Genomic DNA, 20672 nt, shown 5'->3' with positions numbered 1-20672 from the left:
GCGGTCGGTTGCCCTGCCCGAGCGTCAGGGCAGCGCCTCCGCACAGGCCGTCCGCAGGCGGCGCACGCCTTCGGCGATCTCCGCCGTGCCGCCGACCGCGGCGAAGCTCAACCGCACGTGGGCGGCCGGGGGTTCGGCGCTGAAGTAGGGGCGGCCGGGGGTGAGCGCGACGCCCGCGCGCAGGGCGGCGGCGGTCAGGGCGGCCTCGTCCGCGCCGTCGGGCAGGCGCGGCCACAAGTGGTAGCCGCCGGACGGGACGTGCGGCAGGGCGAGTTCGGGAAGGTGCTCCCGCAGCGCGGTGGTCAGCGCGTCCCGACGGCTCTTCAAGTCGGTGGCGAGCGCGCGCAGATGGCGCGGCCAGGCGGGTGAGCCGACCAGTTCGAGTGCGGCCTCCTGCAACGGCCGCGGCACGAAGAACGTGTCCACGACCTGAATGGCGCGCAGCCGTTCCAGCACCGGACCGCGCGCGACCAGCGCGCTCACCCGGAAGCTGGGCGAGGTGGCCTTGGTCAGCGAGCCGACGTGCACCACGACCCCGTCCGGGTCGCAGGCGACGAGCGGGGGAGGCAGGGTGCCGGCGTCCTCGTGCACGAGCCGCCGTACGAAGTCGTCCTCGACGACGAAGGCGCCGGCCTCGCGGGCCGTCCGCAGCACCCGCGCGCGCCGGCCGGTGGCGAGGACGGCGCCGGTGGGGTTCTGGAACAGGGGCTGGCAGACGAACACGCGGGCGCCGGTGGCCCGGAACGCGTCGGCGAGCAGTTCCGGCCTCACCCCGTCCGCGTCGACGGGCACGGGTACGGGCCGCAGTCCGGAGGACCGGGCGATGGCCAGCATGCCGGGATAGGTGGGCGACTCGACCAGCACCGGAGCGCCGGGCGGGGCCAGGGCACGCAGGGCGGTGGTCAGCGCGGACTGGCCGCCCGCGGCGATCAGGACCTCGGCGGCGGTGACGGTCCCGCCCGGTCCGCCGATGTCCCGCGCGAACCACTCGCGCAGCTCCGGCAGCCCCTCCAGCGGCGGCCGCCCCCACGCACCGGGACGGCGTCCGGCCCGGGACAGCGCGGCGGCCATGGCCCGCTCGGGCTGCAACGAGGGGTGCAGGTAGCCGCCGTTGAACTCGATCACGCCCGGCGGCGGGGCGGCCAGCGAGATCGTGACGCCGGAGGCGTCCACCGTGCGCGGTACGAGCTCGGCGGCGCCGTCCGCGCTGAGCGCGACCTCCTGCCAGGAGGTGTCGCCGGCGGGAGCGGCCGTCGCGCGCGCCGGGGCGCGGAAGGCGCCGGCGCCGGGACGGGTGACCACCAGGCCCTCGGCCGCCAGCTGCGACAGGGCCCGCGAGACGGTCACCGGACTGACCCGGTACCGCTCGACGAGGACCCGGCTCGACGGGAGCTTTCCACCAGGTGAGTAGCGGTCCAGTTCCCTCCGCAGGCATTCTGCGAGTTCGGCGACGCTGCTACGCTGTTGCATGAGAGCACAGAGTAGCGCTACCGCACCGACACCGATAGCGGTGGACGCCCCGGCCCGCCCGCGCGCCGGCATCCTTCAGGCGGCCCTCGGCGTGGTCGCCTTCTCCCTGACCTTCCCGGCCACCGCCTGGGGCCTGGAGGGCTTCGGACCCTGGTCCCTGGTGGCCGTGCGCAGTGTGCTCGCCGCCGTCCTCGCGGGCGGCTGCCTGCTGGCGCTGCGCGTACCGCCGCCCGCACGCCGGCACTGGCCCGGCCTCGCGGTCGTGGCCGCCGGAGTGGTCCTCGGCTTCCCGCTGCTCACCACGCTCGCCCTGGAGACCTCCACCACCGCCCACGCGGCCGTCGTCGTGGGCCTGCTGCCGCTCACCACGGCGCTGCTCTCCGCGCTGCGCTTCGGCATCCGTCCCTCGCGCACGTTCTGGACGGCTGCGCTGGCGGGCGCGGCGGCCGTGGTGGCCTTCACCGTGCAGCAGAGCGGCGGTGCGCTGACCACCGCCGACGCCTTCCTGTTCGGCGCCCTGCTCGTGTGCGCCGCCGGCTACACCGAGGGCGGCCGGCTGGCCCGCGTGATGCCGGGCTGGCAGGTCATCGGCTGGGCGCTGGTGGTGTGCCTGCCGCTCACCGCGCCCGCGGCCGCGTTCGCGCTGACGCACGAGCCCGTGCACCTGGGCGTCCACAGCGTGACCGGGCTGCTCTGGGTCGCGGCGGGCTCGCAGTTCCTCGGGCTGGTCGTCTGGTACCGGGGCATGGCCGCCGTCGGCATCCCCAAGGCGAGCCAGTTGCAGTTGGCCCAACCCCTGCTCACACTGGTGTGGTCGGTGCTGCTGCTCGGCGAGCACCTCACTCCGGCCGCCCCTGTGACGGCCGTAGCCGTGCTCGTCTGCATCGCCGTCACCCAGCGGGCGCGCGGCTGACCGGCGCTCACACCGGTGCCGACCGCACACCGGCCCGGCCGCTCACCGGTTCCAGTCGCGCTCCGCACCGTAGACTCGGAAGTCGAGGACCGCTGCTCCCGCACATGGTGAGGAGGCCCCGCAGATGCGCGCAACCGTGGGCGACCAGCTCGTCCAGCACGGCAGGGTGGTCGGTCAGCACGACCAGATCAGCGAAATCGTCGAGGTCATGGGCACGGAGGGCAACCCGCCGTACCGCGTCCGCTTCCCGGACGGGCACGAGGCCGTCATGTCACCGGGCCCCGACTGCCAGGTCCGCCACAAGAAGGAGCACGAACACCACTGAGTCAGCGCGGGGGTCTCGCCGGCCGGCGGTAGTGGTCGGCGACGACCCGCGCCATGGCCCCCGACAGGTCGGCCGCCACCTCCTTCGCGGCGAAGAAGACGTGCCCGCGTACTTCCGGGTGCGCGGCCGCGAGGGTGAGGTGGCGGGACAGTTCGTCGGGGTCCTGCCAGGCCGCGCCCTGCGCGGGGTCGCCGGCCTTGTAAAGCGCCTCCCCCACGTAGAGCCGCGTACGGCTGCCCTGTGCCACCTCGGCCCACCAGGGCAGCAGGGCGGCGTAGTCGGCGGCGGCGAAGCCGACGGCCCAGTACAGCTGCGGGACGACGTAGTCGATCCAGCCCTCCATGACCCACTTGCGCGTGTCCGCGTACAGGTTGTCGTACGTCTGCACGCCGGCCCGGGTGTCCGAGCCGCGCGGGTCGGTCGAGGCGTTGCGCCACACCCCGAAGGGACTGATCCCGAACCGGGCGCCCGGGCGGGTGACGGCGATGGCCGCGGCCATCTCGCGGATCAGCCGGTCGATGTTGTCGCGCCGCCAGTCGGCCCGGCCGGCGAAGGCGCCGCCGTACCGGTGGTGGGCGGTGGCGTCGTCGAAGGTCTGGCCGGCGACCGGATAGGGGTAGAAGTAGTCGTCGAAGTGGACGCCGTCCACCGGGTACCGGGACACCGCGTCGAGCATCGCCCGCCGCACGAAGGACCGGACCTCGGGCAGGCCGGGGTTGTAGTAGAGGCACCCGCCGTACCGCACCACCCAGTCGGGGTGCCTGCGGGCCGGATGGGAGGCGGCCAGCAGGGCCGGGTCGTCGTGCAGGGCGACCCGGTAGGGGTTGAACCAGGCGTGCAGCCGCAGTCCGCGGGCGTGCGCCTCCGCCACGGCCGTGCCCAGCGGATCCCAGCCGGGGTCCCTGCCCTGCGTGCCGGTGAGGAACTGCGACCACGGCTCGTGGGGCGAGGGCCACAGCGCGTCGGCCGACGGGCGCACCTGGAGGAACACCGTGTTGAGCCGGCGGCGCACCGCCACGTCGAGCAGGGCGGTCAGCTCGCCGCTCTGCCGGGCCGCGCTCAGCCCGGGGCGTGAGGGCCAGTCGCGGTTGCGCACCGTCGCCAGCCACATGCCGCGCATCTCGGTGACTGCGGCGCGGCCCCGCCGGTCCGTGCCGGTGCCGCCCGTCGCGGTGGCCGCGTCGCCGGTCGTCGCCAGGGTCGACAGCGCCGCCACGGTGAACGACCGTCGTGTCACCCGTGTCGCTCGGGCCATCCGGGCACTCCCCGTACGCCGTGGATCCGCACAGTCACGGATCGTTCTCCTGCTCAGGATGCCCGACCCGGGCAACCGATCACGGCCACTACGGGGGTAACGTGCACGATCGGAGCAGGCACCGCACAACGGGCCGCCTGCCACAGCCGTAGGAACTGCGAAAGGGACGATGTGACCGGCATTTCGGGAGACATTGCACGCGTCGGAGTGGTGGGCTGCGGCCAGATGGGTGCGGGCATCGCCGAGGTGTGCGCCCGGGCCGGCCTGGAGGTGAAAGTCGCCGAGACCACCGGCGAGGCCCTGGAGATAGGCCGTACCCGGCTGTTCAACTCCCTGGCCAAGGCGGCCGAGCGCGGCAAGATCAGCGAGGCGGAGCGGGACGCGACGCAGGCCCGGCTGAGCTTCACCACCGACCTCGGCGAGTTCTCCGACCGCGACCTGGTGATCGAGGCCGTGGTGGAGAACGAGCAGGTCAAGACCGAGATCTTCCAGGTCCTGGACCAGGTGGTGACCCGGCCGGACGCGATCCTGGCCTCCAACACCTCCTCCATCCCGCTGGTGAGGCTGGCGGTCGCCACCGCGCGGCCCGACCAGGTGATCGGCATCCACTTCTTCAACCCCGCCCCGGTGCAGCAGCTGGTCGAGCTGATCCCGGCGCTCACCACCTCCGAGGGCACGCTGAGCCGGGCGCAGCTGTTCACCGAGAAGGTGCTCGGCAAGCACGCGATCCGCGCCCAGGACCGCTCGGGCTTCGTGGTGAACGCGCTGCTGATCCCCTACCTGCTCTCGGCGATCCGGATGTTCGAGTCGGGCATCGCCAGCCGCGAGGACATCGACAACGGCATGGAGCTGGGCTGCGCCCACCCGATGGGCCCGCTGAAGCTGTCCGACCTGATCGGTCTGGACACGGTGGCCTCGGTCGCCCACTCCATGTACGAGGAGTACAAGGAGCCGCTGTACGCCGCTCCCCCGCTGCTCCAGCGCATGGTGGACGCCGGCCGACTCGGCCGGAAGTCCGGCTCCGGCTTCTACACCTACGGCTGACCACGAAGAACGACGGTCAGCGGGCCCGGCACCGAGGTGGTGCCGGGCCCGTGTCGTTCACCACCCTGGTGGGCCCTGCCTGAGGTGGTGCAGGAGCAGCAACGCGGCCGCCATGTTGGCGGCCGGGACCTCGCCGCGGGCGACCAGGTCGGGAACGATCTTGAGGGGGACCCATTCCCGGCGGTCGGACTCGAAGTCGTCCGCCGGGTGTCCGACGTACTCGCCCTCGTCCGACCAGTAGATGTGGTGCCGGGCGTCGGTGAGTCCGTTGGACGGCTCCACGCTCATGAGGTGGCGCAGGGGTCCCGGCCGCCAGCCGGTCTCCTCCTCCAGCTCCCTGGCGGCGGCGGCCACGATGTCCTCGCCGTCCTCCACGACGCCCGCCGCGAGTTCCCAGCCCCAGCTGTCGGTGATGAAGCGGTGGCGCCACAGGAGGAGGACCTCACCCGCCTCGTTCACCACCGTGGCCACGGCGACGGGCCGCAGCCGTATCAGGAAGTGGTCGAGGTGCCGACCGTCCGGCAGCTCGACATCCGCGAGGTTGACGGTGAACCAGCGGTTTGCGTATACAGTTTGTTCGTTCTGTTTCGTCCACTGCACGGTTCTGCCACCTTCCGTCGGGTCAGTGGCAATATCGCAGCCGGAACGGTCCCGCAGCAGGCGTACGGTGAGCCGCCGGGAGCACCGCGCCGCCGTCACAGCGGTACGCGCAGGGCCCCGTCGATCAGTTCGGCCGCCTCGGCCGTGCCGGCGCCGCCGCTGCGCACCAGGTGCTCGCGCACCGCGCGCAGTCTGTCCCGCAGCCGCTGCGACTCCATCCCACGGGCCTGTTCGGCCATCCGCACGGCCGTGGCCACCGCCTTGTCGGCATTGCCCCGGCGCAGTTGGATCGTGCTGAGCATGGCCAGCCGGTGCACCCTGCCCCGGTCGTGCGCGGGGTTGTCCACGGCGGCCGCCGCGTGCTCCTCGGCGGCGGCCAGCTCGCCGAGGCTGAGCAGGGCCTCCGCCACCTGCACATTGACCAGGCCCGGTTGGACGTAGCCCGTCTCGTCGGGTTCGTATCCGCGCCGGATGCGTTCTGCGGCGGACTCTGCTCGCCCGATGCAGCCCAGCGCGCTCGTGCCGTCGCCGAGGTGGGCGTAGGCCTTGGCCTGCATCGCGTACAGGTCGGAGGCGAGCGCGGGGGTGATGTGCTGGCCGGCGGCGCGCAGGGCGGCCTCGGCGAAGGCGACGGCCTGGCGGTACTCCCGCATGAACAGCGACTGGTTGACCAGCAGCGCGATCACATACGCGCCAAGTCCCCGGTCCCCGCTGGCCTTGGCCAGCCTGAGCGCCTGGTGGAAGTAGCGCTGGGCCAGGCCGTGCGCGTCGGAGTCGTAGGCGCAGATGCCCACGATGGCCACCAACGCGCCGGTGGCGCGGTGCAGTTGGCGGCCGGTGGCGTCGGTGTAGTTGCCCCGCAGCAGCGGGGTGGCCTCGGCGTTGAGGAAGCCCACGACACGGCCGCGGGTCGCGACGCCGCCGGCCTTGCGGTACATCTGCTCGTAGTGCGTGCGGGCGGCGCGCAGCATCTCGATGTCCAACGGGGTGACCCGGTGCCGGCCACCGCGGGAGACGTCCACGTCCTCGGGCGGGTTCTCCCACTCCCACACGGGCATGACGGCGGGCGTGCCGGTCACGGCGGGGGTTCCGAGGAGGTGCGGGCGCTGCTGCTCGTCGGATCGCCACAGGGCGGTGGCGCGTTCGACGAACCCGGACAGCGAGGTGCCGTGCGGCGCGGAGGGCTCGCCGGGCACGCCGAGACCGATGTCGTCGAGCGTGACCGACCGGTGCAGCCGGCTCGCCAGTACCTCGCAGATCAGGTCGGGCACCTGGCCGCGCGGCCGCTGGCCCTTCAACCACCGGGCCACGGCGGTGTGTTCGTACCGGAGCGCGAGTCCGCGAGCCCGCCCCTCCTGGTTGACGTGCGCTGCCAGGCCCGCGTGCGAGATCCCGGCCTCGTCCAGGATCGCGTCGAGCAGTGTGTTGGGCTGCATGGGTGCCCCCCGGTGGCTCGGTGGCGACAGCGTAGTGCGTTCGCCTTCACACGGGGTGTGAACGGAGCACGCGCATCCGCGCTGTACGCGCGCTGTCGCTAAGAGTCCCCACCCGGTTGACTGAACCGCCTCCTCCAAGAGGCCGTCCGGGCCGCCGGCTCCCCCTCAACAAACCACGGCGGCCCGGCACGGCGACGCTCCGCCGAGTGGCCGGCCTTGTCGACACGGGCCGGTGGGGGCCGATCGCGCCCAAGCCGCATATCGGCAAAGCCCTGCGCCCTTGGGGGCACGGGGCTTGGACCCGATCAGCACGGCCGGCCTTTCGACGCGGGCCGGCTCCGGAAGGGGCGCGGGGAACTGCGCGACCGGCCACCGACCACCCACAGTCGGCGACGGACTCGCAGTCCCCCGCGCTTGACCCGTCAGCTGCGCAGAACCGCCCCCGTGCGCTCAGCGGCCAGCGCCACCGCCGCGTCGCGGGCGGCGGACGCCTCGTCCACGGTCAGCGTGCGGTCCGGCGCGCGGAAGCGCAGCGCGTAGGCAAGGGACTTGCGGCCCTCGCCGAGCTGCTCGGCGTTCTCGTAGAGGTCGAACAGCCTGATGGACTCCAGGAGTTCACCGGCGCCCTCGCGCAGCGCGGCCTCGACGTCGGCGGCCGGGACCGGCTTGTCGACGACGAGGGCGACGTCCTGCGTGGCGACCGGGAACGTGGAGATGCCCGGCGCCTGCGGGGTGTCGTCGCCGACCTGCTCCAGCACGTCCAGGTTCAGCTCCATCGCGCAGGTGCGCTCGGGCAGGCCCAGCGCCTTGACCACGCGCGGGTGCAGTTCGCCCGCGTGGCCCACGACCCGCTCGGTGCCGTCCACGGCGACCGCGAACTCGGCGCAGCGGCCCGGGTGCCACGGTCCGTACTGGCCCTTGCGGACGATCAGTTCGGCCCCGGTCTCACGGGCCGCGGTCCGCGCGGCCTCGACCGCGTCGGCCCAGTCGGCCGGGCGGTCCTTGCCCCACCAGCCGGTCTGCTCACGGGCGCCCGCGAGGACCACGGCCACATGGCGCGGCTGCTCGGGCAGCGCCGCGTTCAGCTCCGCGATCTCCTCGTCGGTGGGACGCCGGTCGACGGGCGGCTGGGCCACGACCCGCTGCTCCTCGCGCGGGTGGAAGACCAGGCCGGTCTCGAACAGGGCGAGATCGTGGCTGCCGCGGCCGTCGTTGCGGCGCAGCGCGCCGAGCAGGCCCGGCAGCAGCGTGGTGCGCAGCGCGGGCTCCTCGTCGCTGAGCGGGTTGACCAGCCGGACCACGCGGCGCGCGGGGTCGCCGGGCTCCAGGCCGAGCTGGTCGAAGACCTGCTCGCCGACGAACGGGTAGGTCGGCGCCTCGACGTAGCCCGCGCCGGCCAGCGCGCGGCCGACCCGGCGGTGCAGCCGCTGGCGGTGGGTGAGGCCGCGGCCGGAGGGGAGCCTGGGCAGCGTGGAGGGCAGGTTCTCGTAGCCCTCCAGGCGGATGACCTCTTCGGCCAGGTCGTTGGGGTCCGTCAGGTCGGGCCGCCAGGACGGGACGGTGACGGTCAGGTCGTCCTGCCCCTCCACCTGGCAGCCGATCTGCTGGAGCCGGCGGACGACGGCCTCACGGCCGTAGACGACGCCCGCGACCTTGTCCGGGTGGTCGGCCGGCACGGTGATCGTGCGCGGAGCCGCCGGCGCGGCGACCTCGGTGACACCGGCGTCGGCCGTGCCGCCCGCGAGCAGGACCAGCAGGTCCACCGTGCGCTGGGCCGCGGCAGCAGCGGCCTGCGGGTCGACGCCCCGCTCGAAGCGGCGGGAGGCCTCCGAGGACAGCTTGTGGCGACGGGCGGTGCGCGCGATGGAGACCTGGTCGAAGTGGGCGGCCTCGATGACGACCTCGGTGGTCGCGTTCTCCGTGTCCTCGTGGTCGGCGATCTCGGTGTTGGCGCCGCCCATGACGCCGGCGAGGCCGATGGGGCCGCGCTCGTCGGTGATGACCAGGTCCTCGGCGTGCAGCGTGCGCTTGACGCCGTCGAGGGTGGTGAACTTCTCGCCCTCCTCGGCCCGGCGCACGCCGATCGTGCCCTGGACCAGCTTGCGGTCGTAGGCGTGCAGCGGCTGGCCGAGCTCCAGCATCACGTAGTTGGTGATGTCGACGGCGAGCGAGATCGGGCGCATCCCGGCCTTCTGGAGGCGGCGCTGGAGCCAGATCGGGGAGCGCGCCTCGGGGTCGAGGCCGGAGACGGTGCGCGCGGTGAAGCGGTCGCAGCCGTGCGGCTCCTCGATCCGCACGGCGTAGCCGAACGCGTTCGGCGCCGGTACGTCGAGCAGGGCGGGATCGCGCAGCGGCAGGCCGTAGGCGATGGCGGTCTCGCGGGCGACGCCGCGCAGGGACAGGCAGTCGCCGCGGTTGGCGGTGACGGCGATGTCGAGGACCTCGTCGACCAGCTCCAGCAGCTCGATGGCGTCCTTGCCGACCTCGGTCTCGGGCGGCAGCACGATGATGCCCTGGCTGCCGTCGTCGCCCATGCCCAGCTCGTCGCTGGAGCAGATCATGCCGTGGGAGGTCTTGCCGTACGTCTTGCGGGCGCTGATCGCGAAGCCGCCGGGCAGCACGGCGCCCGGGAGGACCACGACGACCTTGTCGCCGACGGCGAAGTTGCGGGCGCCGCAGACGATCTCCTGCGGCTCGCCGGTGCCGTTGGCCTGGCCGACGTCGACGGTGCAGAAGCGGATCGGCTTCTTGAAGCCCTCCAGCTCCTCGATGGTCAGCACCCGGCCGACGGCGAGCGGCCCCTTGAGGTCGGCGCCGAGCTGTTCGACGGTCTCGACCTCGAGGCCGGCCGAAATGAGCTTGGCCTGGACGTCGCGCCCGGTCTCCGTCGCCGGCAGGTCGACGTACTCCCGCAGCCAAGAAAGCGGGATCCGCATCAGATCTCCATCCCGAACGGCCGGGTGAACCGGACGTCACCCTCGACCATGTCTCGCATGTCTTCGACGTTGTGGCGGAACATCAGCATCCGCTCGATGCCGAACCCGAAGGCGAAGCCGCTGTACTTCTCCGGGTCGACACCGCAGGCGGTGAGCACCCGCGGGTTGACCATGCCGCAGCCGCCGAGTTCGATCCAGCCCTCGGAGGAGCAGGTGCGGCAGGCCCGGTCGGGGTTGCCGACGGACTCGCCGCGGCAGACGTAGCACACCATGTCCATCTCGGCGGACGGCTCGGTGAAGGGGAAGAAGTTCGGCCGCAGCCGGGTCTTCATGCCCTCGCCGAACAGGGACTGCACCATGTGGTCCAGGGTGCCCTTGAGGTCGGCCATGGTCAGGCCCTCGTCCACGGCGAGCAGCTCGACCTGGTGGAAGACGGGCGTGTGGGTGGCGTCCAGCTCGTCGGTGCGGTAGACGCGGCCGGGGCAGATCACGTAGACCGGCAGCTCGCGTTCGAGCAGGGAGCGGATCTGCACCGGCGAGGTGTGGGTGCGCAGGACGACACCGGACTCGCTGCCGCCTTCGGGGCCCTGCACGAAGAAGGTGTCGGCCTCGCCGCGGGCCGGGTGGTCCGGGCCGATGTTCAGGGCGTCGAAGTTGAACCACTCGGCCTCGGCCTGCGGGCCCTCGGCGACCTCGTAGCCCATGGCCACGAAGACGTCCTCGATGCGCTCCGAGAGCGTGGTCAGCGGGTGGCGGGCGCCGGCCGGTACGCGGTCGTACGGCAGCGTGACGTCGACGTCCTCCTCCACCAGCACACGGGCGTCCCGCTCGGCCTCCAGTTCAACCTGGCGGGCGGCGAGCGCCTTGTTGACAGCGCCGCGGGCCATGCCGACGCGCTTGCCGGCGTCGGCCTTGGCGTGCGGGGGCAGGGCGCCGATCTCGCGGTTGGCGAGGGAGAGCGGGGAGGCGGGGCCGGTGTGGGCGACCTTGGCCTCGTGGAGCGCGTCGAGGGAGTCCGCGGCGGCGAAGGCGGCGAGCGCCTCGTCCCGCATGCGCTCGATCTCTTCCGGTTTCAACGCATCGACCTCGACAGGGTCGTACGACTTATTGGGTGCCGACATCTCTTCCCGTGCTTCCGATTGGCTGGCTGGAGGTCCCCGTCACCGACTCGCACCGCCTCGCGGACAGATCGTCACGGCTTTCGGGACACAAAGGTGCCAAAGGCCGAGTCTAACGGGGCTGGGGAAAGCGAATGCGCCCGTGGGTCCTCGGCCGGTGCTCAGAGCAGGTAGGCCGGGGTGCCCACGGGCAGGGTAAATCGGATCTCCGCGCCGCCCCCTCGGGCGCGGCCGACCGTGATGGTGCCGCCGTGGGCCTCGACGATGCCCTTGACGATGTAGAGCCCGAGACCGGTGCCGCCGCGCTTGCTGCCCCGCCAGAAGCGGGTGAAGACACGGTTCATGGACTCCTCCGGAATGCCGGGCCCCTCGTCGCTCACCGTGACCGACGTGGCCGTGTTCCCCGCGTCGTCCCCCTCCCGTGGGGACGGCGCCGGTGTGACATCAATGGTGACGGATCCCTCGCCGTGCCGCACGGCATTTTCCACGAGGTTGCTCAGCACCTGGTCGATCTTGTCGGGGTCGGCCCACAGCTCGGGCAGCGGCTTCTCGACGCGCACCAGGAACCGGTCGGCGGGCTGGCCGGCGGCGACGTACGCCTGGACGTGCCGCCCGACCGCGGCGCCCATGTCGACGGGCTGGCGGCGTACCTCCAGGCGGCCGGAGTCGATGCGGGATATGTCGAGCAGTTCGGCGATGAGCCGGGTGACGCGGTCGGCGTCGGCGTCGACGGTCTCCAGCATCAGCCGCTTCTGGTCGTCGGTGAACCTCTCCCACTTGGCGAGCAGGGTCGCCGTGAAGCCCTTGACGGAGGTCAGCGGCGAGCGCAGTTCGTGTGCGACGGTGGCGATCAGCTCGGCGTGGCTGCGCTCGGTGCGGCGGCGTGCCTCGGTGTCGCGCAGGGAGACGACGACGCGGCGGACCGGGCCGGTGGGGTGGGCGCGGACGTACTTCGCGGAGACGAGGACCTCCCGGCCGCCGTGCAGCAGGAGGTTGCGCTCGGGCTGGCCCACCCGGATGGCCAGGCCGCCGTAGGGGTCGGTCAGCTGCCACCAGCGGCGCCCCTCCAGGTCCTCCAGCGGCAGGGCCTTCTCCAGGGGCTGTCCCAGGGCCTGGTCGGCGGGTACGGCGCTGATCCGGGCGGCGGCGGCGTTGAAGCAGATGATCCGCCCGTGCTCGTCGGCGACCACCAGGCCGTCGGGCAGGTCGTCGGGGTCGATGCCGAGGCCGGTGGGATCGTCCTGCCGGGGCGCGGGTGGTCGTCGCGCGTCCCGCGCTCCGGGCGCGCGACCGGTGCCGACACTCATCCCCTCACCCCACCTCTCAGCCGGTGCAGCAGGCCCCCGGGCTGGTCACCCTACTGGTTGCGGGTGGCGGAGCGGCATCCTCCGGAGCCGCGCTGCGCACGGGCCGACGCGTACAGACATACGGCGGCGGCGGTCGCGAGGTTCAGGCTCTCGGCCTTTCCGTGGATGGGAACCCGTACGACGGCGTCGGCGAGGGCGCGGGTCTCCTCCGGCAGGCCCCAGGCCTCGTTGCCGAACACCCACGCGGTGGGGCCGCCCATGGTGCCGTGGTCGAGCTCGTCGTCCAGATCGTGCTCGCCCGCGCCGTCGGCGGCGAGGATGCGCACCCCGGCGTCCCTGAGCGCGGCGACCGCCCGCTCGACGGGGACGCCGACGGCCACGGGCAGGTGGAACAGGGAGCCGACGGAGGCCCGGACGGCCTTGGGGTTGTAGAGGTCGACGGAGGCGTCCGTGAGGACGACCGCTTCGGCTCCGGCGGCGTCGGCGCAGCGCAGGACGGTGCCCGCGTTGCCAGGGTCGCGCACATGGGCGAGGACCGCGACGAGCTTCGGGCGGGCCGCGACGATGTCCTCGAAGGGGGTGTCGAGGAACCGGCAGACGCCGACGAGCCCCTGCGGGGTGACGGTGGTGGAGATGTCGGCGATGACGTCGTCGGCGGCGAGGTGGATCCGGGCCCCCGCGGCGCGGGCCTCCCCCACGATGTCTGCGTACCGCTCGGCGGCCTCGACCGTGGCGAACAACTCGACGAGGGTGGCCGTGTCGCCGGCCCGGTGCGCCGCCGCCTCCCGCACGGCCTGCGGCCCCTCCGCGAGGAACAGCCGCTCCTTGCCCCGGAAGTTCCGCTTGGCCAGCCGCCGCGCTGCCGAGACGCGGGGCGAGCGGGGGGAGAGCAGGTCAGGGGTGGCGGGGGGCATGGAGAGCTTCACCTTCGGTAGGAACGTTCCGCCGCGACGGCGATCAGCCGGCGGTCCCGGGCGGTGCCGGACGCGCCTCGGGCACCGCGCGGCGCACATACGACGGACCCGCAGGCAGAGCCCACGGGTCCGTATGGATCGCACCGGCCGGGCCGGCGCCGCGTCACGCAGCCTTGGGCGCGTTGACGTCGCTCGGCAGGGCCTTCTGCGCGACCTCGACGAGCGCGGCGAACGCGCTGGCGTCGTTGACGGCCAGCTCGGCCAGGATCTTGCGGTCGACCTCGACGTTCGCGGCCTTCAGACCCTGGATGAAGCGGTTGTACGTGATGCCGTTGGCGCGGGCAGCGGCGTTGATGCGCTGGATCCACAGCTGGCGGAAGTCACCCTTGCGCTTCTTGCGGTCGTTGTAGTTGTAGACCAGCGAGTGGGTGACCTGCTCCTTGGCCTTGCGGTACAGGCGCGAGCGCTGACCGCGGTAGCCGGAGGCCTGCTCGAGGATCGCCCGGCGCTTCTTGTGGGCGTTGACTGCCCGCTTGACGCGTGCCACTTGATTGACTCCTTGTAGCGGGGCCGTGGTTGTCCTCACACGGCCCGGAAACGATTGGGTCCCGGTCCTGACGTACGGCGCGTGGGGATCGCAGGGCGATCACGCGCCGCCGCGTCACTTGCCGAGAAGCTTCTTGATCTTCTTGGCGTCGCCCGGGGCCATCTCGGCGTTGCCGGTGAGACGACGCGTCAGACGGGACGACTTGTGCTCGAGCAGGTGGCGCTTGCCGGCGCGCTCACGGAGCACCTTGCCGGAGCCGGTGACCTTGAAGCGCTTGCTGGCACCGCTGTGCGACTTGTTCTTCGGCATAGCGCCGTTCTCTCCTCGTCGGTGGCGCTCCGGTGCCCGGTCGCGAGAACCGGGCACGGTGGAGCGTCGCTCTTGTGTCGGATACATCCTGGGACGGGGGTCCCGGGAGTCACGCCTCGGCGGAAGCCTCGGCCGGGGCCTCGGTGATCTCGGCCTCAGCGGCGTTCTGCGAGCGGCCCGGGTGGGCCTTCGCCTCGGCCTTGCGGGCCTCCTGCGCCTGGCGGGCCTCGGCCATCGCCTCGGTCTTCTTCTTGTGCGGACCGAGAACCATGATCATGTTGCGGCCGTCCTGCTTCGGGTTCGACTCCACGAAGCCGAGGTCCTGGACGTCCTCCGCGAGCCGCTGGAGCAGTCGGTAGCCCAGCTCGGGCCGGGACTGCTCGCGACCACGGAACATGATCGTGATCTTGACCTTGTCGCCCTGCTTGAGGAACCGGACGACGTGACCCTTCTTGGTGTCGTAGTCGTGCGGGTCGATCTTCGGCCGGAGCTTCATCTCCTTGATGACCGTGTGCGCCTGGTTCTTGCGCGCCTCACGGGCCTTCATGGCCGACTCGTACTTGAACTTCCCGTAGTCCATGAGCTTGCAGACGGGCGGACGGGCGGTCGCCGCGACCTCGACCAGGTCCAGGTCGTACTCCTGCGCAAGCTCCAGTGCCTTCGCGAGCGGCACAATGCCGACCTGCTCGCCACTGGGACCGACAAGTCGCACCTCGGGAACGCGAATCCGGTCGTTGATGCGGGGCTCGGCGCTGATGGATCCTCCTCGGTTAGCACCACGCGACGGTCTGGCGGACAGCCGCGTACTCTGTGTTCGACAGACCTAACCGCGCCGAAGCACGAAAAATGCCCCGGACGATCACAGGCGGGGCTCCTCGAACTACCGGAACGACCGCCGCGATGGCCGCGGGGCGCACTTTCGGACGGATCGCGCCACTGGGACGGGAACCGTCTGACCGGTGACCCGCCGCCCCGGAGGGCGGTCAGGTGGGAGTTCGAAGCCTCCACTTGTGGGCCGAACTCGTGATGCCCTGGGCATACGCGTCCAGCCGGTCGTCACACAAGGCTAGCAGCATCGGTGGGGAAGGGCGAATTCAAGCTGTCCAGGGCTCGCTGCGGGAACCCTCCGTCCTGCGCCTATCGTGTGGGGCATGAGTGAGACCTCCCCCTCCGGCCCCGCCGAGCAGCCCGACTTCGACGCCATGACCCGCGACATCGCGGAGGTCCCGGCGGTCGAGGTGATCGTGACGGTCGCCGTCAACCTGATGAGCGCCGCCGCCGTGAAGCTCGGTCTGACCGAGGAGGGCGACGAGCACAAGGACCTGGACGAGGCCCGCAAGCTGGTGGCGGCCCTCGCCGGACTGCTGGACGCGAGCGCCACCGAGATCAGCTCCTTCCACGCGGCACCGCTGCGCGACGGCCTGAAGTCGCTGCAGCTGGCCTTCCGCGAGGCCTCGGTCGTCCCGGACGAGCCGGGCCAGGGCCCGGGCGAGAAGTACACCGGGCCGATCTACGGCTGATCCGCTCCCGCGGAGCCCCGTTTCCCGACCCAGCCGATCACCGCTGCGTCACGCAGCCGATCCCCGCTCCTTCACGTACAAGGGCTCGCCCGGCGGCGTCGCCCCGGCCGGCAGCAGTGCCAGGTCGAGGCCGCGCACCAGGCGGGCCCTCAGTGTCTCGCTGGCGGCGAGCCGCGCTGCCACGGCGCGGGCGGTCTCGGCGGGGGCGGTGGGGACGGACGGGTCGAGCACCAGCGCCAGGGTCCCGTCGGCCTGCCCCCGCCCGAGGTGGGCGCGCAGCACGGCGGGTTCCGCGGCGACGGCCTCCCGCACGGCGGTGACGACGGCCGGGTCGGCCAGCGGGTCGGTCGTCGTACGGCCCTCGGCCAGGGCGAGCAGGGCGGGTCCGGTCAGCTCGAACGGGACCGGTCCGGCCAGGTCCAGCACCACCGTGTCCGCCTTCTCGTGCACGGCGGCCTCCAGGACCTGGTGCAGCCGTACGGCCACGGGGCGGGCGTCCGGGTCCCAGCGGGCCAGGGAGTCGGTGGAGCTGAAGGCGGGCAGGGCGGTGCGCTGACCGGCCTTCAGGGTGGGTACGGCCATCTCGCTGGTCTTCTCCCGGCGCAGCCCGTTCTCGTCCTCCTCCACCTCGCCGAGGACGGCCACCACGGGCACGAGCAGCCGGGCGCTCCGGAGCCCCTCCAGGACGGGTCCCACGGCGGTGCGGTCCTCGGCCCAGGCGGCGAGCGCCGCGCTCAGCCCGGGGTCGACGGAGCCGTCGTCGTCGGAGAAGCCGGAGTCGGGAATGTTCTTCATCGCCACGGTGCCGACCCTATCCGGGGCCGCGCCCGCTCTCTCAGGGTCCCCTGGCCCACGTCCGATACCGCCCCGGGGGACGTTCGGGCCCCCTATCGTCGGCGGAAGGCGGAGGACGGGCCGTCGTGAGCGGGGAGGCGGACGGTGGAGACGGTGGGCGGAGGCTCGGTGCCGGTGCCGAGGTCGGTAGCGGTGTCGGTGGCCGGGGGCGTCACCGTGGGGGTGGCGGTTCGTCGCCTCGGATCCGAGGTGGGCGTCGGGTACGGCGACGCCGTGTTCGACACGGCGAGCATCGTCAAGGTCGACATCCTGGCGGCCCTGCTGCTGGGGGCCCAGGACGCGGGGCGGCGGCTGACGGCGCGGGAGCGGACGTACGCCGCCGCGATGATCGAGAGCAGCGACAACGACTCGGCGTCGGCGCTGTGGCGGGACATCGGCGGCGCCGACGGCCTGAACGCGGCCAACGAGCGGTTCGGACTCACGCGGACCATCGGCGGCGACGGTCCGCGGTGGGGTCTGACCCGGACCACGGCCGCCGATCAGCTCGTGCTGCTCGGGCAGGTCTTCGGGGCCCGCTCGGAGCTGAACGAGGCCTCGCGGACGTACCTTCAGGGGCTGCTGGGGCGGATCGCCCCGGGCCAGGACTGGGGGGTGTCGGCCGTCGCCGACGGCTCCGGGTGGGCCCTGAAGAACGGCTGGATGCCGCGCGACACGACCGGCCTGTGGGTCGTCAACAGCATCGGACGGGTGACGGCCGGCGGCGACGACTACCTGGTGGCCGCCCTGTCCAGTGGCAGCCCGACGAAGGAGCAGGGCATCGCGCTGGTGGAGGAGGCAGCCCGGTCGGCGGTGTCGGCGTACGGCCGGAGGGTGTGACCTCCAGCCGTGGCCGGGTGACCCCGGCTCTACAGCCGGAAGTCGGCCCCGCCCTCGCGGCGGCCGCGCCACAGGACGACCGCCACGACCAGCATCACTCCCCCGGCGCTGCCCGCGAGGGGTCCCGCCCAGCCGGAGGCGGTGTCGTCCGCCTCGGCGGAGTCGGGGCCGGGGCCGAAGTACCGCTCGCCGTAGGACGCCGCGGTCAGGCCCTCGGGCCGGAGGCGGCCCGCGGCCTTGATGGCGGCGGCGGGATCGACCATGCCGAAGCCGCGGGAGTCGTCGCGGCCGCCGACGGGGGCGCTGCGGGCCGTGTCCTCCAGGAGCTTCTTGATCTGGGCGGGGGTCAGACCCGGGTGGGCGGCCTTGACGAGGGCGACGGCGCCGGAGACGAAGGCGGAGGCCGCGCTCGTGCCCCAGCCCTCGTAGTACCGCTGGTCGGGGTCGGCGATGACGACGTCGACGCCGGGCGCGCTGACCGTCGCGTACCAGCGGCGGGTGGAGAAGGCGGCGCGGGTGCCGTAGCGGTCCACGGCGGTCGCGGCGATCACGCCCGGGTAGGCCGCCGGGTAGGAGATGTGGTCGCCCTTCTCGCCGCCGTTGCCGGCCGAGGCGACGACGACGGCGCCCTTGCCGAGCGCGTACTGGACGGCCTCGTCCTCGGCGGGCTCGGGGTGCGCGGAGTCCGAGTCGTCGCCGAGGGAGAGGTTGATGACGTCGGCGCCCTGGTCGGCGGCCCACCGGATACCTTCGGCGAGGGCGTTGCCGCGGGTGCTGCGGGCCTTGCTCCGGGCGGAGTCGTCCTCCTCCAGGATCACCCGCACGGGCAGGATCCGGGCCTTGGGCGCGATGCCCATGACTCCGTCCGCGTTGCCGGGGCCGTGGCCGTGACCGGCGATGATGCCGGCCATGGCAGTGCCGTGGCGGGCCCAGGGGCGGTCGCCGCGCCGCGCGCCGAAGCCGATCATGTCCTTGCCGGGCAGGACGTTGCCGCGCAGATCGGGGTGGTCGTCGTCGACGCCGGTGTCCAGGACGGCGACGGTGATGCCCTTGCCCTGGGTGGTGCGCCAGGCCTCCTGGGTGTGCATGGCGTCAAGACCCCACTGCTGGGCGCGGATGCCGTCGGCGTGCGCGGGGGCGGACGGCACGAGGGCGAGGCAGGCGGCGAGGAACAGGCTCGGGACGCCGATTGCGAGAGCCCTGCGCGGCGTACGGTTCCCGGGCGTCACGGCGGCTGTCACGAGGGCTCCTCCGTGGCTGACTTGACGGTCTGGCGCAGGCCCCGTTCGATGCGGTCGGCGAGGCCCTGGGCCTCGTTTCCGAGGCCTGCCTGGGCGGCGGGGGTGGTGGCTCCGGACTTCGTCGCGTCGGCGGCGGCCTGCGGGGTGCCGGCGGCGCGGCCGTCGGCCCAGCCGGACACGGCGTAGACGACCACCGGGGCCTCGGTCAGCACGGAGACGGTCCACGACGCGCGCTGCTCGTCGCCGAAGGCCGCGGCGACGGTGCCCTTGGCGGCGTAGGGGCGCGGCACGAGGTCGGTGCGCCGGGCGAGCCCCTCGTTCTCGAAGCGGGCGGCGAGGGACGTCATGGTGGGGGCGTCGGCCTTGGTGAAGAGCAGGCCGACGGTGGTGACGTAGCTCTGGGTGGCGTCCGTGTAGGTGGCGCGCAGCAGGCGGGCGCAGCCGACGGGGGTCAGGGCCTTGCGCAGCAGCGGGTCGAAGGCGCCCTCGCAGCCGCTGTCCGGTGCGACGGCGACACGGGTCCAGGTGCGGTCGGCTCCGCCGGGTCCGGCGCCGCGGCCGTCCACGGTGGGTGGGAAGAGCTGGTCGACGGGGACGCTGTGCCACATGGCACCGGCCGCGGCGAAGCCGCCCTCCGCGCCGGGCTTCCCCGGCTCCCCGGTGAGCCAGCTGCCGGTCACGGCGCCGCCTATGAGCCCGATCCCCAGCACGACGCAGGCGGCCGCCACGGCGACCCTCGGCCGTACCAGCGCACCGGTCGACCGTGCCCGCTGGTCGTAGCCTGCCGGCTCCCCGAACCCCATGCCGAGCCCCGTCCCCGGCGCCATGGCCGCGCTCCAGGACAGCGCCGGATCAGGCGCCGTGGCGGCACCCGTGGCTCGCGGCGGCGTCCGGGCGGGGGCGGCGGGAGCACCCGGGGAGGCGTCGAAGGACGGATGCGGCGGGACCGGGGTCCACGCCGACCCGGTCGGCCGCTGGGGCGTGCCGGTGGGGCGGGGACGATTGTCGGCGTCGCCTGGGCTGAAGAAGCTGCCCGGGCCTCCGGTCCGGCCGGGCGCGCTCAGGTGGTGTGCCGTGCCGAGGGGGCCGGTCGCGGTGTCGGCGCCGCCGACGGGCCCGGCCTGGGATTCCGGGGTGGTGACAGGGCCGTTCGCGGCGTCCGACCGGGGGTCGCGCGCGGAGGACGGGGCCGTCGGATGCGGCGGTGCGCTCGGCACCGGGGGGTTCTGGACGGAGACGGGGCGCAGGCGCGCGGTCGTCTCCGACGGGGTTTCGGCGGGTGCGCCGCCGCGTGCCGCCGGTGAAAGCCGGTGCCCCGGAGGCGGGGGTATGGTCCCGCGCTCACGCCGGCCGGGCTGCGCCGACTCACCGGAGAAGCGAGCGGCGGCCCTCCCGTCCCCGGAGGTCGTACGTCCTGCCGTGCCGTCAGCGGAGTCTCGACCACTCGAAGCCCCAGGCCCGGGCACCTGCGACGCGCCCGCAGAACGGCCCGGAGCCCCGGCGTGGGTGTCAGCGGACGCCCCAGGCCCGGCAGCGGCTCCGGACGCCGCGCGTCTCTCGATCGGTGGTGTGCCGAGTGGACGGTCCCCTGTCCGGCCGAGGTCCGGTCGGCGCGGTGCCTCCCGGCCGACCGTCGGGGGTGCGTCCGGGAAACGGGCCGTGGCGGGGGGCGGGGGCGGTGTCGTGGGGGGCGTGGTGCGGCGGGAAGGGGGACGGAAGTCCGGGAAGCGTGGGCGGGAAGCGGCGGTGGTCCGGGCGTCGTCGGTGGCGGGGCCCGTGCGAGGTGGTGGGAAGCCGGTGCCGTGGCCCGCACGGATGTCCGTGTCCGGACCCGCCGGTCCTCCACCTGTCGCGGCGCGTGGGGAGCCGCCCGGGACCGGAGCGGCGGAACCTGCCGAAGTGCCGCGTGCGGAGACACCCCGGGCCGGAGCCGTGGAACCCGCCGATGTGCCGTGCGGGGAGACACCCCCGCCCGGAGAGGCCGAACCCGTTGGAGTGCCGTGCGTTTCCGCGGTCGTACCGCCGCCGGGCACCGCCCGTGTCGTGCCCTCGACCGGGCCGGGCGC

General features: G+C 73.4%; 19 protein-coding genes. 5 read left to right on the top strand and 14 right to left on the bottom strand.

Features of this window, described 5'->3' with window-relative positions; genetic code table 11:
* Window positions 1–24: 24 nt before the first annotated feature.
* Window positions 25–1470 (bottom strand): PLP-dependent aminotransferase family protein, encoded by a 1446-nt coding sequence (locus ACIQFZ_RS07450; protein ID WP_365425770.1) that lies wholly within the window; start codon window positions 1468–1470, stop codon window positions 25–27.
* On the opposite strand from ACIQFZ_RS07450, the gene ACIQFZ_RS07445 reads away from it, so the two are divergent.
* The gene (locus ACIQFZ_RS07445; protein WP_402690804.1) at window positions 1469–2383 is read left to right on the top strand and encodes a DMT family transporter; all 915 of its coding nucleotides are present in this window, start codon (window positions 1469–1471) and stop codon (window positions 2381–2383) included. The genes ACIQFZ_RS07450 and ACIQFZ_RS07445 overlap by 2 nt on opposite strands.
* 124 nt (window positions 2384–2507) lie before the next feature.
* The gene (locus tag ACIQFZ_RS07440; protein ID WP_141362616.1) at window positions 2508–2708 is read left to right on the top strand and encodes a DUF1918 domain-containing protein; all 201 of its coding nucleotides are present in this window, start codon (window positions 2508–2510) and stop codon (window positions 2706–2708) included.
* Between the two features lies 1 nt (window position 2709).
* On the opposite strand, the gene ACIQFZ_RS07435 is transcribed toward ACIQFZ_RS07440, so the two are convergent.
* Complete coding sequence (locus ACIQFZ_RS07435) at window positions 2710–3963, bottom strand: glycoside hydrolase family 10 protein (RefSeq protein WP_402690803.1); 1254 nt, start codon at window positions 3961–3963, stop codon at window positions 2710–2712.
* A gap of 171 nt (window positions 3964–4134) precedes the next feature.
* On the opposite strand from ACIQFZ_RS07435, the gene ACIQFZ_RS07430 reads away from it, so the two are divergent.
* Window positions 4135–5007, top strand: coding sequence for a 3-hydroxybutyryl-CoA dehydrogenase (locus ACIQFZ_RS07430; RefSeq protein ID WP_361412808.1), 873 nt, complete (start codon window positions 4135–4137; stop codon window positions 5005–5007).
* 57 nt (window positions 5008–5064) lie between these two features.
* Here ACIQFZ_RS07430 and ACIQFZ_RS07425 read toward each other — a convergent pair whose 3' ends face one another.
* The 9 genes from ACIQFZ_RS07425 to infC form a co-directional block, all read right to left on the bottom strand.
* Entirely contained in the window at window positions 5065–5607 is a 543-nt protein-coding gene (locus tag ACIQFZ_RS07425) for an NUDIX domain-containing protein (RefSeq protein WP_365425776.1), read from the bottom strand.
* Between the two features lie 95 nt (window positions 5608–5702).
* Window positions 5703–7043, bottom strand: a complete 1341-nt coding sequence (locus tag ACIQFZ_RS07420; RefSeq protein ID WP_365774345.1) for a transcriptional regulator — start codon at window positions 7041–7043, stop codon at window positions 5703–5705.
* 422 nt (window positions 7044–7465) lie between these two features.
* A complete protein-coding gene (gene pheT, locus ACIQFZ_RS07415; RefSeq protein ID WP_365431715.1) occupies window positions 7466–9979 on the bottom strand; it encodes a phenylalanine--tRNA ligase subunit beta in 2514 nt (837 codons plus the stop codon).
* Window positions 9979–11100: a phenylalanine--tRNA ligase subunit alpha gene (pheS, locus tag ACIQFZ_RS07410; RefSeq protein ID WP_402690802.1), complete on the bottom strand. Its 1122-nt coding sequence runs from the start codon at window positions 11098–11100 to the stop codon at window positions 9979–9981. The genes pheT and pheS overlap by 1 nt, the downstream gene beginning before the upstream one ends.
* A 158-nt stretch (window positions 11101–11258) precedes the next feature.
* Window positions 11259–12404, bottom strand: coding sequence for an ATP-binding protein (locus tag ACIQFZ_RS07405; protein WP_365431709.1), 1146 nt, complete (start codon window positions 12402–12404; stop codon window positions 11259–11261).
* Window positions 12405–12454: 50 nt separating this feature from the next.
* Entirely contained in the window at window positions 12455–13318 is an 864-nt protein-coding gene (locus ACIQFZ_RS07400; RefSeq protein ID WP_365774348.1) for an RNA methyltransferase, read from the bottom strand.
* Between the two features lie 163 nt (window positions 13319–13481).
* A complete protein-coding gene (rplT, locus tag ACIQFZ_RS07395) occupies window positions 13482–13865 on the bottom strand; it encodes a 50S ribosomal protein L20 (RefSeq protein ID WP_014671645.1) in 384 nt (127 codons plus the stop codon).
* Window positions 13866–13979: 114 nt separating this feature from the next.
* Complete coding sequence (rpmI, locus tag ACIQFZ_RS07390) at window positions 13980–14174, bottom strand: 50S ribosomal protein L35 (protein WP_007829094.1); 195 nt, start codon at window positions 14172–14174, stop codon at window positions 13980–13982.
* A 109-nt stretch (window positions 14175–14283) separates the two neighbouring features.
* Entirely contained in the window at window positions 14284–14931 is a 648-nt protein-coding gene (gene infC / locus ACIQFZ_RS07385; protein WP_365431718.1) for a translation initiation factor IF-3, read from the bottom strand.
* A 394-nt stretch (window positions 14932–15325) separates the two neighbouring features.
* Here infC and ACIQFZ_RS07380 point away from each other — a divergent pair, with 394 nt between their 5' ends.
* Window positions 15326–15694, top strand: coding sequence for a DUF1844 domain-containing protein (locus ACIQFZ_RS07380; RefSeq protein WP_365418525.1), 369 nt, complete (start codon window positions 15326–15328; stop codon window positions 15692–15694).
* A 48-nt stretch (window positions 15695–15742) separates the two neighbouring features.
* Here the strand turns inward: ACIQFZ_RS07380 and ACIQFZ_RS07375 are convergent, their stop codons facing one another.
* Window positions 15743–16495, bottom strand: coding sequence for an SseB family protein (locus ACIQFZ_RS07375; RefSeq protein WP_402690801.1), 753 nt, complete (start codon window positions 16493–16495; stop codon window positions 15743–15745).
* A 138-nt stretch (window positions 16496–16633) separates the two neighbouring features.
* Between ACIQFZ_RS07375 and ACIQFZ_RS07370 the strand changes: the two genes are divergently transcribed.
* On the top strand, window positions 16634–17365 hold the full coding sequence (locus tag ACIQFZ_RS07370) for a hypothetical protein (protein ID WP_402690800.1): 732 nt from the start codon (window positions 16634–16636) through the stop codon (window positions 17363–17365).
* Between the two features lie 29 nt (window positions 17366–17394).
* Here ACIQFZ_RS07370 and mycP read toward each other — a convergent pair whose 3' ends face one another.
* Together mycP and ACIQFZ_RS07360 are read right to left on the bottom strand one after the other, a co-directional pair.
* Window positions 17395–18606 carry a type VII secretion-associated serine protease mycosin gene (mycP, locus tag ACIQFZ_RS07365; RefSeq protein WP_383058799.1) on the bottom strand — a complete coding sequence of 404 codons (1212 nt, stop codon included), beginning with the start codon at window positions 18604–18606 and terminating at the stop codon, window positions 17395–17397.
* On the bottom strand, window positions 18603–19823 hold the full coding sequence (locus ACIQFZ_RS07360; protein ID WP_383058798.1) for a hypothetical protein: 1221 nt from the start codon (window positions 19821–19823) through the stop codon (window positions 18603–18605). Before ACIQFZ_RS07360 ends, mycP begins: the two co-directional genes overlap by 4 nt.
* Between the last annotated feature and the right edge of the window lie 849 nt (window positions 19824–20672).

This window comes from Streptomyces sp. NPDC093064, from assembly GCF_044754605.1.
GTDB lineage: Bacteria > Actinomycetota > Actinomycetes > Streptomycetales > Streptomycetaceae > Streptomyces.
Note: the sequence above shows the minus strand (reverse complement) of the source record. Positions and strands in the feature narration are given on the sequence as shown.